Source organism: Corynebacterium sp. HMSC034A01, from assembly GCF_001838175.1.
GTDB lineage: Bacteria > Actinomycetota > Actinomycetes > Mycobacteriales > Mycobacteriaceae > Corynebacterium.
Window position 1 is genome coordinate 59,020 of the sequence record NZ_KV835919.1, and the last position, 14,359, is coordinate 73,378.

The window sequence follows — 14,359 nt, forward strand, 5'->3', positions numbered from 1 at the left end:
CCAGTCCGGCAGGGGGATTTCGGTGCCGTCTGCTAATACAACGCCTTCTTCTTCCCAGATATCCGGCAGGCCGTCGCCGTCGGAGTCAACGAGGGTTGCGGTGTTGGTCACAACCGGTGCCAGCTCGATGTCGTCGGCGGCGTGTGCGACGGTCGTGCCGGACACCGCGATGGTGGCGGCAACTGCTGCGGCGATGGTGTTTCGGAATGCTGCTCGCATCTCGGTGACTCCTTGGTGTGTGTTTGTTCTTTGTTACATCCCTGAGTTTATGCACCGAATATGCGCAGGTAAAACGCTCGCCGCCAGGCTGAAGAAACGGTGAAATCGTTGAACATTCTTTCCAGATTGTTCAACGTTTCCACCCATTCCTAGCTGCGGATTGTTCATCAATCCGGAGGCGCGATCCGGGGTTTCGTCAGTATTGTTCAACGATCAATCTCGCGTCGCTCGCGGATGGTTGAACAATCCACCAACACTGCATTTTATGCACCTTAAGGTGTTTTCCTGCATAAAACAGTCGGATTGCGCCCCTACCTGCATGTTCCGGTTGACCATACATTTGACGCGCTCTTAGTTTTGGCGCGTTTTCTCTCACACGCCCAGGAAAGGCGCTGGATTGTTCAAAGATCGGTGGATTGTTCAGCAATCCGGAATCCCCCGCTCCCCCCGCTTTTTCCCCCCGCTGCGGCAGCAAGGGGCCGTCGCCAAGCAAAAAGCCCCCTCTAACCCGAGTTTCTGCGCATCTTGGCGCGGCGCATATCGATGGCCAACGCGATGCCAATCACCGCCGCGTGCTGGCGTTCGTCCAGGTCGGGCTCGATGCGCACGCGGTAACTGGACTTGCCCATCAGCATCCGCCCCATGCCGGAATACTCCGCGTCCACGGTCGCGAGCGGGCGGCCCTGGCTGGTCAGCGTGTAATTCAGCTGGAACGCCTGGCCCTGGATCTGCACGTCCGGAAAGCCCGCGACCTGCACGTCGAACTTCGCGCCGATCCAAGCGAACCGCTGCGTCAGCCGCGCGAGCTCCAGCGGCGGGTTGACCTGGTGCACCACGTACTTGTCGCGGATGAAGTTCACCGGGTCCTCGATGCTCAGCACGTGCGCGCCGGCCGCGTCGAAGACCTCCACCCCGCGCGACGCCTTGACCAGGTCGCTCATCTTCAGCGTCTGCCTGGCCGTGCCCAGCAGCTCCCCGCCCGGGCCCTCGATCGCGAACGTGTCGCGGCCCAGGGCCTTCGTTTGCCTTACGACGATCTCACGTTGCCTAAACACACCCTAACCCTAACGACGCGTGGCTGGTTGTGGGTGGGGTGTGGTTTGGGCGGCTGGTTTTGCCTGCCCTGTCCCGCATCTCCACAAACCCCTAGTAAGCCCTCCCTAGTATGGCCATTTTTAGGCCTTAATAGGGGCTTGTTACTCGGGGTATGTCCCGACGCCCGCCAGTCGAGTCGTCAAAAGGTGAGACGCTCCCGCACGATGCTTCAACCCTAGGGCTGGTATTCGCGACGACAGCGTCTCGGCAACGGGGCGAACTTCGGAAAGAAGGTCACCCGCTCGCCGATGATTCTACCGCGCACAGCTCAGCGACCTGCCCGTTCTCCTGGCCGCGGCGGCTGTAACCGAAGTTCGGCGTCTTGCGTCGGATCTCGTCCTGGATCTCCGCGGAGATCCGGTTGAACTGCTCGTTCACCGCGTTGACGTACGCGGCAGCAACCTCACCCAGCATGTCGTGAGACATCGCTCCGCCCAGTGTTGAGTGAGGACCACGAGGGCCGACGGAACGCTCGTCGATAAGCAATGGCTTCCGCCTGCGCATCCCAGGCCGGCGAGCGCGGCCGCTCAAAGAGAGCCCTGGACGAACCAGACCTCAGCGCAGAACCAGACCTCAAGCGCGGTCGCGACCTGAGGTTTTGCAAGTGGGCTTGGTTTGAGGTCTGGTTTCGGATTTTCTACTCTGCGCGCGGCAGGTCCGGTGGACGACAACGCCGCACGCTGGATTGGTGGCTCTACTTAAAAACGGAGCTGCCTGACGATCCAGTACGAATCGCCAGGCAGTCCAACTGGGGCCAGGGCCAACTCGCCAAAGTATCCACCCTGACCCGAAACGAGAACCAAGCCGACCACGAAACAGGACGACCAGCCCTCTACGACAACGCTATCGACACCGACTACACCCACTCAATCGGCATCCAAAAAGGCCAAATCTAACCCCCACGACACGCCGAGCCGGACACACTTTTTGTCGTTTAACCCTCAGTTGTCATTGTCCTAGCAGACAGATGTAAAAGTGAACTAACTCACGTCACCTAAGAAAATTCCCGACCCACACTCCGCGGAGTGTAAGTCGGGATCTGATTTGTGCCCGGGGGGGGACTTGAACCCCCACGTTCTTGCGAACACTGGCACCTGAAGCCAGCGCGTCTGCCAATTCCGCCACCCGGGCGGGCGACTTGATTAATATAGATCGTAGCTCACAAAAACTACAAATCGCCAGCGCACACCGCCTTTTACCCCGGCTGAACAACGGGGCCGACACGCTGCGCGGATAGGTGGTGTCGGGTGCGGCACCTATACTGTCCGGGTTACTTAAATTCCGATGTGAAGAAAGGAGGTGCGCAGGAAATGGCAGTGATGGACAGGCTGGCAAAGCTGGACAGTTCTCTGCAGCGTGGCTTGGACAATTCCATGGCGGCGCTGTTCGGCGGCAAGGTTGTGCCTGAAGAAATTGAGGAGCTGGTCAAGCAGGAAGCCCAGGACTCGCTGGTGGTCACGGATAAGGACGAGTATGTCGCCCCGAACGTGTACGCGGTGGGTGTGTCTTCGAAGGACTTGGAGAACCTGTCGCAGAACCGCGATCTTCCTGTGGACCTCGCCGATCAACTCATGCGCTACGTGCGCAACAAACAATGGTTCCTTGACGGCCCTGTTGTTGTGCGTATCGCGGAGGAGTCGGGTCTGCGCACTGGCCAACTCCGGGTGTCTAGCTACATCGACACCATGCCGGATGTGGTTAGCGGCTTCGACGCCATTGTGGCGGAGCCGAAGAAGCGCAAGGCCTCGCGCTCGCAATTGAAGGAGGATGCAATGTCCGAACCTAACGCCAACCAGCCGCAGGACCCGCAGGCCGCTGCCAACCCCGATGCGGCCACGGTGAGCCTGCTGCTTCAGGACGGCTCGTCGCGCACGTACCTGGTCCACGAGGGCTCCAACATCCTGGGCCGCTCCAACGATTCGGACTTCCGCCTGCCGGACACTGGGGTGTCGCGCCAGCACGCGGAGATCACATGGGACGGCCAGGTGGCAGTGCTGGTGGATTTGCAGTCCACGAACGGCACCACGGTCAACGACGAACCGGTGGAAAACTGGATGCTGGCGGACGGCGACGTGATCACGCTGGGCCATTCCAGCATTGAGGTCCGCATCATCGGCGGCGAGGACCAGCCGCAGGCCAGCGCCAACCAGCCGGAGTTCACGGACTCGGTTGCGCACCCCAGCACCGAATACTTCCGCCCGTAAGAAGGGTTTGCCATGGATTCGACCATGATCCTCAGCGCCCGCTTCGGCCTTCTGGCCTTGCTCTGGGTGTTCATTTTCCTGGTGATGTGGACGCAGCGGAAGGATGTGGTGTCGGCGGGTGGCGCGGTGCGTCGTAAGGCGAGTGCCTCCGCCCCCGCACCCAGGGAGAAAGCCCGCACCCTTGCGGTAGTTGAGGGGCCGCTGCAAGGCTCCCACATGGAAATTGCCAGCTTAGAAGACTTGACTGTCGGCAGAGCGGGAGACAACGATTTCCAGCTGGGCGATGATTTCGCCTCCTCGCGCCACGCGCGCCTGTTCCGCAGGGGCAGCGACTGGTTCGTGGAGGACCTGGATTCGCGCAACGGCACCTTCGTCAACGGGGTGCGCATTGACCAGCCTGAGCGGGTGACCGTGGGCACGGACATGAAGATGGGACGCACGATTGTGAGGCTGATGCCGTGAAGCTCGCGCTAGATTTCGTGGCCGTGTCCGATCGCGGCCTGGTCCGCGCCAACAACGAGGACTCCGCATACGCGGGCCCGCACCTGCTGGTGCTTGCGGACGGCATGGGCGGCCACGCCGCCGGCGAGGTGGCCAGCCAGCTCATGGTCGAGCACCTCGAGCACTTGGACCGCGACCCCGAGGACGCGGATATGCTCGCGCTTCTGGGCGCGGCGGCCGAGGACGGCAACGCCTCCATCGAGGCATCCGTGGCCGAGCACCCGGAGCAGGCCGGCATGGGCACTACCCTGACCGCGACGATGTTCAACGGCCGTGAGTTCGGCCTGATCCACGTGGGCGACTCCAGGGGCTATTTGCTTCGCGACGGTGAGCTCCGCCAGCTCACCGTCGACGACACCTTTGTCCAGTCGCTGGTCAACGACGGCAAGCTCGCGCCCGAGGACGTCTCTTCGCACCCGCAGAAGTCCCTGATTTTGAAGGCGTACACCGGCCGGCCCGTGGAGCCGCACCTGGAGTTAATCCAGGTCCAGCCGGGCGATCGGATCCTGCTGTGCTCCGACGGGTTGAGCGACCCGGTGACCCACCAGACCATCGAGCTCGCGCTCGGCGACGGCACCCCGGAGATGGCGGCGAACCGCCTGATCGAGCTGGCGCTGCGCTCCGGCGGGCCGGACAACGTCACCGTGGTGGTGGCGGAAGTCGTGGAGGCCGCCGAGGGCGACGTCGCGACAGAGACCCGCGCCGTGGTCAAGGCTGGCGCGCTGGATCCGGGCTACGAGTCCTCCCACCCGGACTCCGCCGCTTCCCGCGCCGCAGCGCTTTTGCGCAAGTCCGAGACCATCACCCCGGACCACAACCGGGCCAAGCTCCAGGACGCGGATGCTTCCGACGACGAGGAGGGCCACACTAGTGTCGTCGGGAAGAAGCAACCGTCGTCGGTGTGGCCTTGGGTCGTCGCAACGCTAGTGCTTCTGCTGGCACTCGCGGTGGCGGGCGTGATGTGGTCGCAGTCCCGCGCCACGGACGAGTATGCGCTAAGGGTGCAGGACTCCGGCGAGTTTGTGGTGCAGCACACCACCCGCGACAACCTGTTCGCGGACGCGAAAACCGAGGACATCCAGCGCGCCTGCCTGAACACCAAGGGCGACCTGCGCGTGATTTCCAAGGACACCAAGCCGGGCGATTGCAGCATCTTCACCACCGAAGACCTGCCCAAGGACAAGCGCGAGGTCGCAGAGGTCACCGGCTCCTACGACGACGTATTAGCCAAACTGAATGAATTGGCGGACCAGGCGCTTCCGGCCTGCACGGACAAGAAGAGCGCAGAGGAAGACACCTGCCGGGAGGTGCGATGAACCGCCTAGTATCCCGCAGCCGCGAACTGCTCCTCCTGCTGTTCGCCACTGGCCTGCTTGCACTGATGCTCTTCGGCTTAGAGACGAGCCAAGGGCGCGCCCTGTCCACAGAAATGCTCTACATCATCGGCGGGTTCATGGGCGTCTACGCCATCGCGCACGTGGCCATCGCCTTTCTGGCACCGCACGCGGACCAGGTGATGCTGCCCGTGGTGGCGCTGCTCAACGCCGTGGGCCTGGTGATGATCTACCGCCTCGACCTGGCTGAACGGCCCGGCTACGGCCCCCTGGCGGAGCGCCAGATGATGTGGTCGCTGGTGGGCGTGGGGCTGATGGTGCTCACGCTCATTGTCATCCGCGACCACAAGTCCCTGTCGCGCTACTCCTACCTGCTGGGCCTGGTGGGCCTGATCCTGCTGGCCCTGCCGCTGGTGTGGCCGCAGCCCCCGGGCTACGAGGAAGCGCGCATCTGGCTGTGGCTCGGCCCGTTTTCCATCCAGCCGGGCGAGTTTTCCAAGATCCTGCTGCTGATCTTCTTCGCCCAGCTGTTGGCGCAGAAACGCGCCCTGTTCACCGTGGCCGGCAAGCGCTTTCTGGGCATGACCTTCCCGCGCCTGCGCGACCTCGCCCCGATTCTCATGGTGTGGGCGATTGCCATCTTGATCATGGCGGTGTCCAACGACTTCGGCCCGGCGCTGCTGCTGTTCGCCACCGTGCTGGGCATGGTCTACTTCGCCACCGGCCGCGCGTCCTGGCTGGCAATCGGCTTGGCACTGGTGGCCGTGGGCGGCTACGCCGTGTACCAGGTCAGCGCCAAGATCCAGGAGCGTGTATCCAACTTCATCGACCCCTTCGCGGACTTTGACGGCATTGGCAACCAGCCCGCCAACGCGCTGATCGGCCTAAGCTGGGGCGGCATCACCGGCACCGGCTTGGGCTACGGCCACCCGGAGCTGGTGCCCGTGGCGCACTCCGACTACATCCTGGCCGCCATCGGCGAGGAGCTGGGTTTTGTCGGCATCGCGGCAGTGCTGTGCCTGTTCGCGGTGTTTATCACCCGCGGGTTCCGCACCGCCATGCAGGCGCGCGACTCCTACGGCAAGCTGCTCGCCTCCGGGCTGGCGCTGACCATCGTGATCCAGATCTTCGTGGTCGCTGGCGGCGTGTCCGCAATGCTGCCCATGACGGGCCTGACCACGCCGTTCATGTCCGCCGGCGGCTCGTCCGTAATGGCCAACTACATCCTGCTCGGCCTGCTGCTGCGCATCTCCAACAGCGCGAACCGTCCCGCGGACTACGATGCCGTCGCAGCCGGCACCGCGCGCCCTGAGGTGGTGGGCGCACGATGAACAAGTCCATCCGCTACGGCGCCGTGGTCGCGCTGCTGATGATCGCGGCGCTTCTGGTCAACTTCACCGTGGTGCAGGGCCTGCGCGAGGACGAGTACGCGCAGAACCAGCACAACTCGCGCATCCTCATGGACCTCAAGCGCACCAACCGCGGCGACATCGTCGCGGGCGAGACCGTGCTGGCGCAGAGCCACCGCAACGAGGAAACTGGCTTCTACCAGCGCGCCTACCCGAACATGCCGTGGTCGTTCGCGCCGGTGGTGGGGTTTGTCTCCGACCAGTTCGGCACCTCGCAGCTGGAGGCCACCCACAACGGCGACCTCACCGGCGACTCCGGCACCGCCTCGCGCTTCCTTCGCACCGGGCTCGAGGACGGCAAGAAGGGTGACACCGTCGACCTGACGCTGGACCCGAACCTGCAGGCCTTCTCGTACGACCAGCTGGCCAACCCGGGCTTTGATGGTGCGGTGGTGGCCGTGAGGGCGTCGACAGGCGAGGTGCTCTCCATGGCCTCGACCCCCAGCTTTGACCCCAACGGCATTGCCAACCCGGCGACCGCCGAGGGTGCCTGGGCCGAGGCCACCGGCAACCCCGCGAACCCGCTGCTGAACCACGCGGCGCAGGAGCAGCTGCCGCCGGGCTCGATTTTCAAGATCATCACCACCGCCGCGGGCCTGCGAAACGGCTTCACGCCGGAATCGCCGCTGACGGGCGAGGCGCAGACGATCCTGCCGGGCACGGACAACATCCCGCTGACCAACTACGGCGGCCAAGCTTGCGCCGGCGGCGGGCAGGTGCCGCTGCGCACCGCGTTCGCCCTGTCGTGCAACACCGCGTTCGTGCAGATGGGCCTCGCCGTGGGCCCGGACGCGCTGCGTGATGCCGCCGCCCGCTTCGGCGTGGGCGAGCGCTACAACCTGGGCCTGCCCAACGCTGCCGGCTCGCTGGGCGAGCTGCCCGGCGGCGCCGAGGTGGCCCAATCCGCCATCGGCCAGCGCGACGTGACCATGACCGCGCTGCAAGCCGCAATGATGTCTGCGACCATCGCCAACAAGGGCAAGCGCATGGAACCGCACGTGGTGCGGCAGGTGCGCAACGCCGACGGCAAGGTCCTGCACGAAACCGAGCCGGTGGAACTCAACGAGGCCGTAACGGAAGAGGAAGCCGCGACGATCACGGACTTGATGTTCGCGTCCGAGCGGTGGACTTGGGGCTACGACGGCAACGGCTTCGCCTCCAAGACCGGCACGGCCGAGCACGCCGAAGGCGCCGCCCCGCACGTGTGGTACGTCGCCTTCGACCCGGCAAAGGACGTCGCCGTTGCCGTGGTGGTGAAAAACGGCGGCAACATGGGCACCGGAGCCACCGGCGGCCAAGTCGCCGGCCCGATCGGACGCGCCGTGTTGCGCGCAGCACCCGCCGCCCCCGCACCCGTGGAAGGAGCACAGTAGATGAACACCGAAAACCGCGAGGACCTGCAACAGCTCGTCGGCGACGGCTACCAGCTGCAGTGGATCATCGGCCACGGCGGCATGTCCACCGTGTGGCTGGCAGACGACCTGGCCAACGAGCGCGAGGTGGCCATCAAGGTGCTGCGCCCCGAGTTCAGTTCCAACGCGGAGTTCCTCGCCCGCTTCCGCAACGAGGCGTTGAGCGCCCAGGGCATCAACTCCGACAACGTGGTGGCCACCTACGACTACCGCGAGGCAGACACCGACGCGGGCTTCACCGTCTGCTACATCATCATGGAGTACATCCGCGGCGAGTCGCTCGCGGACCTCATCGCCCGCGAAGGCCAGCTGGATGAGGCGCTGGCTCTCGACGTGCTCGAGCAGGCCGCCCACGGCCTCGCCGTGATCCACCGCATGGGGCTGGTGCACCGCGACATCAAGCCGGGCAACCTCATGCTCACCCAGCACGGGCAGGTCAAGATCACGGACTTCGGCATCGCCAAGGCCGCCGCGGCCGTGCCGCTGACCCGCACCGGCATGGTGGTGGGCACCGCCCAGTACGTCTCCCCAGAGCAGGCCCAGGGCATGAAGGTCACCGCGGCTTCCGACGTGTACTCGCTCGGCGTGGTGGGCTACGAGCTGCTCTCCGGCAAGCGCCCGTTTACCGGCGACTCGTCGGTGTCGGTGGCGCTCGCGCACGTCTCCGCCGAGCCGCCAGCCCTGCCGATTTCTGTGTCGGCCCCGGCGCGCGACCTCATCGAGATCGCCCTGCGCAAAGACCCCGGTCAGCGCTTCCGCGACGGCAACGAGTTTCAGCTGGCCATCTCCCAGGTCCGCCAGGGCCTGCGTCCCGCCCAGCCCGGCGGCCACACCCAGGTCGTGGCCACCGAGCCGTCCGCGACCGCGTCCACCCAGATGCTGGCCAGCGTCGCCGAGGAGCGCACCTCCCGCCCCGAGGGCGCCTACCCGCCGTCCGCCGCAAGGGCCGTTGCTTCTCGACGTCCTCCGGCTCCCCCCGCCCCCTCCCGCGCCGCGACACCAGCGCCGCGCGAACACGAACCGGACAAGAAGTCGTCTAAGGCAGGCCCGGTCATCTCCGCGATTCTGCTGCTTGCGCTCCTTGCAGGCGGCGCCGCATGGGCCTACACCGAGGGCGTGTTCGACCGCTTCACCGGCGGCGGCACCCCCACCACCCCGCGCCCCACCATGAGCGAGACCACCCCGACGCCGGAGGAAGAAGACACGGAAGAACCGGTCACCGAAACCACCACCGAGCGCGAGCGCACCACGATCACGCAGCCGCGCAACCCGGGCACCCTGCGCTTCGAGGAGTCCGAGGCCGACAACGCCCCCGCCCCGGCGGAACCGTCCGCCGAGCCGTCCGCCCCCGAAACTTCCGCGCCGGAGCAGCCGTCCGCGGCGACTCCGACGCAGCAGGGTGGGGCGCCGGAAGGTGCGACGTCGATAGGCAATCAGCCCGAGGTCACGAACGAGCCTGCCCCTGCGATAGAATTGCCCAACCTTGATAGCTTGCTCGGAGGTGGCAGGTAAATGCTGATCGCGGACCGGTACGAACTCGGCGACATCATCGGCACCGGCGGCATGTCGGACGTGTATGCCGCCACCGACGTGTCCCTTGGGCGCGAAGTTGCCGTGAAGATGTTGAAGATCGACATGGCGCGCGACGAAAACTTCCGCGAACGCTTCCGCCGCGAAGCGCAAAACTCCGCGCGCCTGAACCACCCCAACATCGTCTCGGTCTACGACACCGGCTCCGTGGAAACCTCCGGCGTGGACGTGCCCTACATTGTCATGGAACTCGTCCACGGCATGAACCTGCGCGACATCGTGCGCAACGAAGGGCCACTGAGCCCCGAGCGCGCCGCGAAACTGCTGCTGCCGGTCACCCGCGCGCTGCAGGCCAGCCACGACGCCGGCATCATCCACCGCGACATCAAACCCGCCAACATCATGGTCACCAACACCGGTGCCGTGAAAGTCATGGACTTCGGCATCGCGCGTGCGCTGGATGATTCCACCTCCGCCATGACGCAAACCTCCGCCGTCATCGGCACCGCGCAGTACCTCTCCCCCGAGCAGGCCCGCGGCAAGGCCGCCGACGCGCGCAGCGACGTCTACGCGCTCGGCTGCGTGATGTACGAATCCGTCACCGGGGTCCCGCCGTTCGAGGGCGAATCCCCCTTCGCCGTGGCCTACCAGCACGTCCAGGAAGACCCGGTGCCGCCGTCCGAGCGGATCACCGCGCCGCTGTCGGACAACGAGGCCGTCAACGTCGACTCCGTCATCCTCACCGCGATGGCGAAACACCCCGCCGACCGGTACCAAACCGCCGACGAAATGGGCAACGACCTCGCGCTTTTGGAGCGCGGCAGCGTCACCACCGCCGCCCGCAACCACCTCGCCGCCGCGGAAGAGGACGCAGGCTCCCACGCCATCGATTCCCAATACCCGCCGTCCCAGGACCACACCGTCGTGGTTGGGGATGTGGTGCGCGAACCTGTGGTGCGTCGCGAAGCATCTGCCGCCTCCGGGCACACGCGCTACGCCGACCACCGCGCCGCCAACGAAAAAACCTCCTCCAACTGGCTCAAGTGGCTCTCCGCGCTGCTCGGCCTGCTGCTCGCGGGTGCGGTGTGCTGGTTCGTCTACGACTACTTCTCCGTGAACAACGAGACCTCTGAGGTGGTCAAAGAGGAAATGGTGCCCGTGCCCGAACTCGCGGACATACCGCGCAACGACGCCGTCCGCGAACTCGAGCACCTCGGCTTCGCCGTCTCCGTCATGGAAGAACCCAGCCCCGACATCAAGCGCGGCAACGTCATCTCCACCACCCCCGCCGCAGGCTCCGAGCTCAAGCGCGGCACGCAGATCACGCTGACCGTCTCCTCCGGCAAGGAAATGACCGACGTGCCGGACGTGACCAACCTGACCGCCGAAGAAGCCATCGAAGAGCTGAAGAAGGCCGGGCTGGAACTCAACCCCAACGTGCGCCGCGAATCCAGCGACAACATCGAAGAAGGCGTGATCCTGTCGCAGCAACCCGCTGGCGGCACCCAGATTGCCAAGGGCTCACGCATCGCCATCACCGTCTCCTCCGGACCGGAGATGGTGCAGGTGCCGTCCCTGGTGGGGCTGAACGTCGAGCAGGCCACCGCCACCCTGTCCTCCCTGCAGCTGCGCTCCACCGTCACCAGCGTGGACTCGACCAAACCCGAGGGGCAGGTGCTCGCCGTCGCCGGTGAAAACACCGACGTCGAATCCGGCACCACCATCGAGCTGCGCGTATCCAACGGCATGCTCATGAACATGCCGGAGATCACCCGCCAAAGCCCGGAGGAGGCCGAAAAGGCACTCCGCGACGCCGGCTGGAACGGCCGCCTCGTACCTGGCCCGCCGGTGCCCACCGGCGCACTCGTCGACGACGGCATGATCGGCCACCAGGAAGTCGCCGCCGGCGAAACCATCCGCAAGGACCAAGCCATCGGCTACAACCTGTGGAAGTTCGACGCCGGCAAACTCATCCCGCAAAATAACGCGGCTGCAGGGCAGGCTGATACAGTTCAACCCCAGAACGCGAACAACGCGCTGCGGAACGTGCAGCGCGGGCTAGGGCTTTAGCCGCCGGAGACGGCTGAGCCCGCACACACCAAGGGAGCGCACATGCCTAAAGCAAAAGTAACCAAAGACCCCATCCGCCCAGCTAGCAGCACCTCCACCGGCACCACGCGTACCCCGGTCAAGGTCAACACCGGCGGCACCCCGATGTGGTACAAGGTGATCATGTTCGGGCTGATGCTCCTCGGCCTGGCGTGGCTCATCCTCTACTACCTCGCCGGCGACCAGCTGGCGTGGCTCGGCCAGCTCGGGCCGTGGAACTACGCCATCGGCTTTTCGGGCATGATCCTCGGCCTGCTGATGACTATGGGTTGGCGGTAGTTCCCTTCCCCGGGGGATGTGTGAAATCGGATTGTGGCAAATATTTGCCACAATCCGATTTTTGCGTTGGTGGGGGTTAGGCGTCTGCGGCCTTGGACGGCGCAAAGATCTCGCCTTGCCGCGCCCACTGGACCAGCAGGTTGGTCAACCCACGTAGATCCTGCGCGCGGGAGCTAGGTGCCTTAGCGTTTTCCGGGAAGAACCCGGTATCCAGCCAGCGACGATCCAGGGGCAGGCCGGTGTGCCCGCTCAGCGCCTCGAAAAGCTCGCGCGCCTCCTCTAGACCCTTTTTGTCGAGTTTCGGGTTGCTCTCATCCGAGATATCCACGGCGAGAGCGTGGAACACTCCCGCGAGCACTCGCAGCACCGTGGCCGAGGTGATCATGTCCTTTTCTCGCAGCTCGATCGGCGAAGTATCTTCGGCATCCAGGTCCTGCAGCTGCGGGAAGGTGTCAAGCAGCAGCTCGAAGAACACCTCAACCAGATCAGCGATTCGCTCCTCGCTCATGCTGTCTTCTCTGCGGTTTGTCATTCGGCCGTCGATGCCCAACGCAAGGTGGCGGACAATGTCGGCCAGGTTTTTGCCGGAGATCACGTTTTCGTTCTTGCCCGCAACGCGGTCTTTCTCCCAGTCCACGCGGTCAGCGAGGAACTCGATGCTTTCCGCAACCTCCACAGCAATGCGGTTGATCATGCTGCGGCGGTCGAAAGACACCGTCACGGACTTGGTAATTCCTCGCGCGTTGGTGGCGATGTCGTTGAAGGCCTGCTTGTGGTCTTCCTCGCTCACCCCCTGCATGATCTCGAGCGTGACAAACTCGGTTTCGAAGCGAAGCTGCGCCGCCTCAATCTCCTCGAGTTTCTTCTGCACAGCAGAAAGCTCGTCTGCGTTCCCGTCCGCTTCTGCCTTTTTGAGTTCAGCGCGCGCCTCCTTGTACTCCTTAGCCAGCTGATCCTCCATGAGTTTCCAACCAAGAATGCGGTGCTGACCGTCCAGAATGGCAAACTCGGACGAGGCATTGCGATGGATCTTCAACTTACCGACCGCGACTCCGCCGACGTCAAAGATCGAGTCAAAGCCCTTGTCCAGCGGCATGGTCGTATCCACGAGCAGCGGCGGTGCAGTCCATGTGTCGTTTGCGCGCCAGTATTCACCGAACTTGGTGGCGTGACGCTTGTTCACACGGCGGTTGCCGGCGAACGGCTTTTCCGGGTCCGGGATAGGGACGTACTGGCTGAGCAGGTGCAGCGGCAGCGCCACGATGTAGGTTCGGCGTCCGTTTGCTCGCTGCGTCATCTGGGCCAGCACTTCCGTGTACGGCTTGTAGCCGCTGAGGTTTAGGTTATCCATGGGACAATTGTTCCTTTCTCTCCCTAATTGGGAATTAGTCGCCTTATTGCTTGATTACCAATCTTAACCCGATCTTGTTTTTAGTCAAGTTGAATTTGGAATAACGTTCTTATCCGCCCGCCGATGAGATGATTAGTCGCTTAATTTCAGTGGCCGCAGGAAGCTTCAAGGCTGAACAAATTCCAAGAGGGACCTGAGACACCGGTTTGGGCGACGTGTGACTGCATTTAAATAGCGCGATAGATTGCGTCGGGGTTTTACCCACATATAGCAGTGTTAATACTGGTAAGCAGGCTTTTGTGACGTGACAATCACTTTAGTTTGCCCCCGGATTGGGTGGATTGTTCAACAATATTATGACGCTTCCTTGGCAGTTGACTAGGTGTTGTATGAGAGCTCCTCGCTGAGAGGTTGAGAAGCCCGCCCCCCTTGAAATTCCCACAATTGTTTCCCCGAAAGGAACGCCCAATGCGCGTATTCCGCATCGCTGGCGCCGCCAAGGCCGCGATCGCAGCCGTCGCCGCTGTCGCAATCGCAGGCTCCGGCATCACCGCCACCGCCCAGACCTTCGAAGAGTCCTACCCGGAGACCCCGGCAACCAACTCCGCACTGCCGATCATCCACACCTACCGCGGCTCAGACCACCTGAAGGCCAACATCCTCAACCCGCGTCCGGTGTGCAACTCCACCGAGGACTACCGCACCATCGTCTACAAGGTCAAGGACAACTTCCTGCCGGTGGGCACCATCTCCACCACCAACCTCACCGACAGCGACATCCCGCTGTCCCAGGACCTGTCCCGCACCCAGACCATCTCCGCCTCCGTCAACGGCTCCAAGACCGAGACCCTGACGCTCGGCGGCTCCGGCTCCAAAGACGGCATGCAGGGCAACATCGGCTACTCCCTGGCCAAGT

General features: G+C 64.1%; 12 protein-coding genes, 1 tRNA gene and 2 pseudogenes. 10 read left to right on the plus strand and 5 right to left on the minus strand.

Annotated elements, in window-relative coordinates:
- The 3 genes from HMPREF2791_RS11965 to HMPREF2791_RS00450 form a co-directional block, all read right to left on the minus strand.
- Positions 1 to 219: hypothetical protein (locus HMPREF2791_RS11965; protein ID WP_210400138.1), on the minus strand; the 219-nt coding region annotated here is incomplete at its 3' end.
- A gap of 503 nt (positions 220 to 722) precedes the next feature.
- Complete coding sequence (locus tag HMPREF2791_RS00445; RefSeq protein ID WP_070843787.1) at positions 723 to 1,274, minus strand: LURP-one-related/scramblase family protein; 552 nt, start codon at positions 1,272 to 1,274, stop codon at positions 723 to 725.
- Positions 1,275 to 1,548: 274 nt separating this feature from the next.
- A complete protein-coding gene (locus HMPREF2791_RS00450) occupies positions 1,549 to 1,740 on the minus strand; it encodes a hypothetical protein (protein WP_141764873.1) in 192 nt (63 codons plus the stop codon).
- Between the two features lie 221 nt (positions 1,741 to 1,961).
- On the opposite strand from HMPREF2791_RS00450, the pseudogene HMPREF2791_RS11475 reads away from it, so the two are divergent.
- Positions 1,962 to 2,210: pseudogene (locus tag HMPREF2791_RS11475) on the plus strand (IS256 family transposase); the annotation flags it as partial.
- Positions 2,211 to 2,361: 151 nt separating this feature from the next.
- On the opposite strand, the gene HMPREF2791_RS00460 reads toward HMPREF2791_RS11475, so the two are convergent.
- A tRNA-Leu gene (locus HMPREF2791_RS00460) sits at positions 2,362 to 2,445 on the minus strand.
- Between the two features lie 179 nt (positions 2,446 to 2,624).
- Here HMPREF2791_RS00460 and HMPREF2791_RS00465 point away from each other — a divergent pair.
- From HMPREF2791_RS00465 to crgA, 8 genes are read left to right on the plus strand one after another with little or no spacing between them, the layout of a single operon-like run.
- Positions 2,625 to 3,518, plus strand: a complete 894-nt coding sequence (locus tag HMPREF2791_RS00465; protein ID WP_070843790.1) for a DUF3662 and FHA domain-containing protein — start codon at positions 2,625 to 2,627, stop codon at positions 3,516 to 3,518.
- 12 nt (positions 3,519 to 3,530) lie between these two features.
- The gene (locus HMPREF2791_RS00470) at positions 3,531 to 3,980 is read left to right on the plus strand and encodes an FHA domain-containing protein FhaB/FipA (RefSeq protein ID WP_070843791.1); all 450 of its coding nucleotides are present in this window, start codon (positions 3,531 to 3,533) and stop codon (positions 3,978 to 3,980) included.
- Between the two features lie 23 nt (positions 3,981 to 4,003).
- A complete protein-coding gene (locus HMPREF2791_RS00475) occupies positions 4,004 to 5,335 on the plus strand; it encodes a PP2C family protein-serine/threonine phosphatase (protein ID WP_246825278.1) in 1,332 nt (443 codons plus the stop codon).
- Positions 5,332 to 6,684 (plus strand): FtsW/RodA/SpoVE family cell cycle protein, encoded by a 1,353-nt coding sequence (locus HMPREF2791_RS00480; RefSeq protein ID WP_070843793.1) that lies wholly within the window; start codon positions 5,332 to 5,334, stop codon positions 6,682 to 6,684. The genes HMPREF2791_RS00475 and HMPREF2791_RS00480 overlap by 4 nt, the downstream gene beginning before the upstream one ends.
- Positions 6,681 to 8,135 carry a penicillin-binding transpeptidase domain-containing protein gene (locus tag HMPREF2791_RS00485; RefSeq protein WP_070843794.1) on the plus strand — a complete coding sequence of 485 codons (1,455 nt, stop codon included), beginning with the start codon at positions 6,681 to 6,683 and terminating at the stop codon, positions 8,133 to 8,135. The genes HMPREF2791_RS00480 and HMPREF2791_RS00485 overlap by 4 nt, the downstream gene beginning before the upstream one ends.
- A complete protein-coding gene (locus tag HMPREF2791_RS00490; RefSeq protein ID WP_070843795.1) occupies positions 8,136 to 9,686 on the plus strand; it encodes a serine/threonine-protein kinase in 1,551 nt (516 codons plus the stop codon).
- Positions 9,687 to 11,774 carry a Stk1 family PASTA domain-containing Ser/Thr kinase gene (pknB, locus tag HMPREF2791_RS00495; RefSeq protein WP_070843796.1) on the plus strand — a complete coding sequence of 696 codons (2,088 nt, stop codon included), beginning with the start codon at positions 9,687 to 9,689 and terminating at the stop codon, positions 11,772 to 11,774.
- Positions 11,775 to 11,816: 42 nt separating this feature from the next.
- On the plus strand, positions 11,817 to 12,092 hold the full coding sequence (gene crgA / locus HMPREF2791_RS00500) for a cell division protein CrgA (protein WP_070475538.1): 276 nt from the start codon (positions 11,817 to 11,819) through the stop codon (positions 12,090 to 12,092).
- 76 nt (positions 12,093 to 12,168) lie between these two features.
- Here the strand turns inward: crgA and HMPREF2791_RS00505 are convergent, their stop codons facing one another.
- Positions 12,169 to 13,443: a DNA sulfur modification protein DndB gene (locus HMPREF2791_RS00505; RefSeq protein ID WP_070475534.1), complete on the minus strand. Its 1,275-nt coding sequence runs from the start codon at positions 13,441 to 13,443 to the stop codon at positions 12,169 to 12,171.
- 468 nt (positions 13,444 to 13,911) lie between these two features.
- Between HMPREF2791_RS00505 and HMPREF2791_RS00510 the strand changes: the two are divergent.
- A pseudogene (locus HMPREF2791_RS00510) lies at positions 13,912 to 14,359 on the plus strand (hypothetical protein); the annotation flags it as partial.

Bases quoted from the DNA above. Each gene is read 5' to 3' on its own strand.
- HMPREF2791_RS00450 (WP_141764873.1), bottom strand. From the start codon at position 1,740: ATGTCTCACGACATGCTGGGTGAGGTTGCTGCCGCGTACGTCAACGCG.
- HMPREF2791_RS00465 (WP_070843790.1), top strand. From the start codon at position 2,625: ATGGCAGTGATGGACAGGCTGGCAAAGCTGGACAGTTCTCTGCAGCGT.
- HMPREF2791_RS00470 (WP_070843791.1), top strand. From the start codon at position 3,531: ATGGATTCGACCATGATCCTCAGCGCCCGCTTCGGCCTTCTGGCCTTG.
- HMPREF2791_RS00480 (WP_070843793.1), top strand. From the start codon at position 5,332: ATGAACCGCCTAGTATCCCGCAGCCGCGAACTGCTCCTCCTGCTGTTC.
- HMPREF2791_RS00485 (WP_070843794.1), top strand. From the start codon at position 6,681: ATGAACAAGTCCATCCGCTACGGCGCCGTGGTCGCGCTGCTGATGATC.
- HMPREF2791_RS00490 (WP_070843795.1), top strand. From the start codon at position 8,136: ATGAACACCGAAAACCGCGAGGACCTGCAACAGCTCGTCGGCGACGGC.
- pknB (WP_070843796.1), top strand. From the start codon at position 9,687: ATGCTGATCGCGGACCGGTACGAACTCGGCGACATCATCGGCACCGGC.
- crgA (WP_070475538.1), top strand. From the start codon at position 11,817: ATGCCTAAAGCAAAAGTAACCAAAGACCCCATCCGCCCAGCTAGCAGC.
- HMPREF2791_RS00505 (WP_070475534.1), bottom strand. From the start codon at position 13,443: ATGGATAACCTAAACCTCAGCGGCTACAAGCCGTACACGGAAGTGCTG.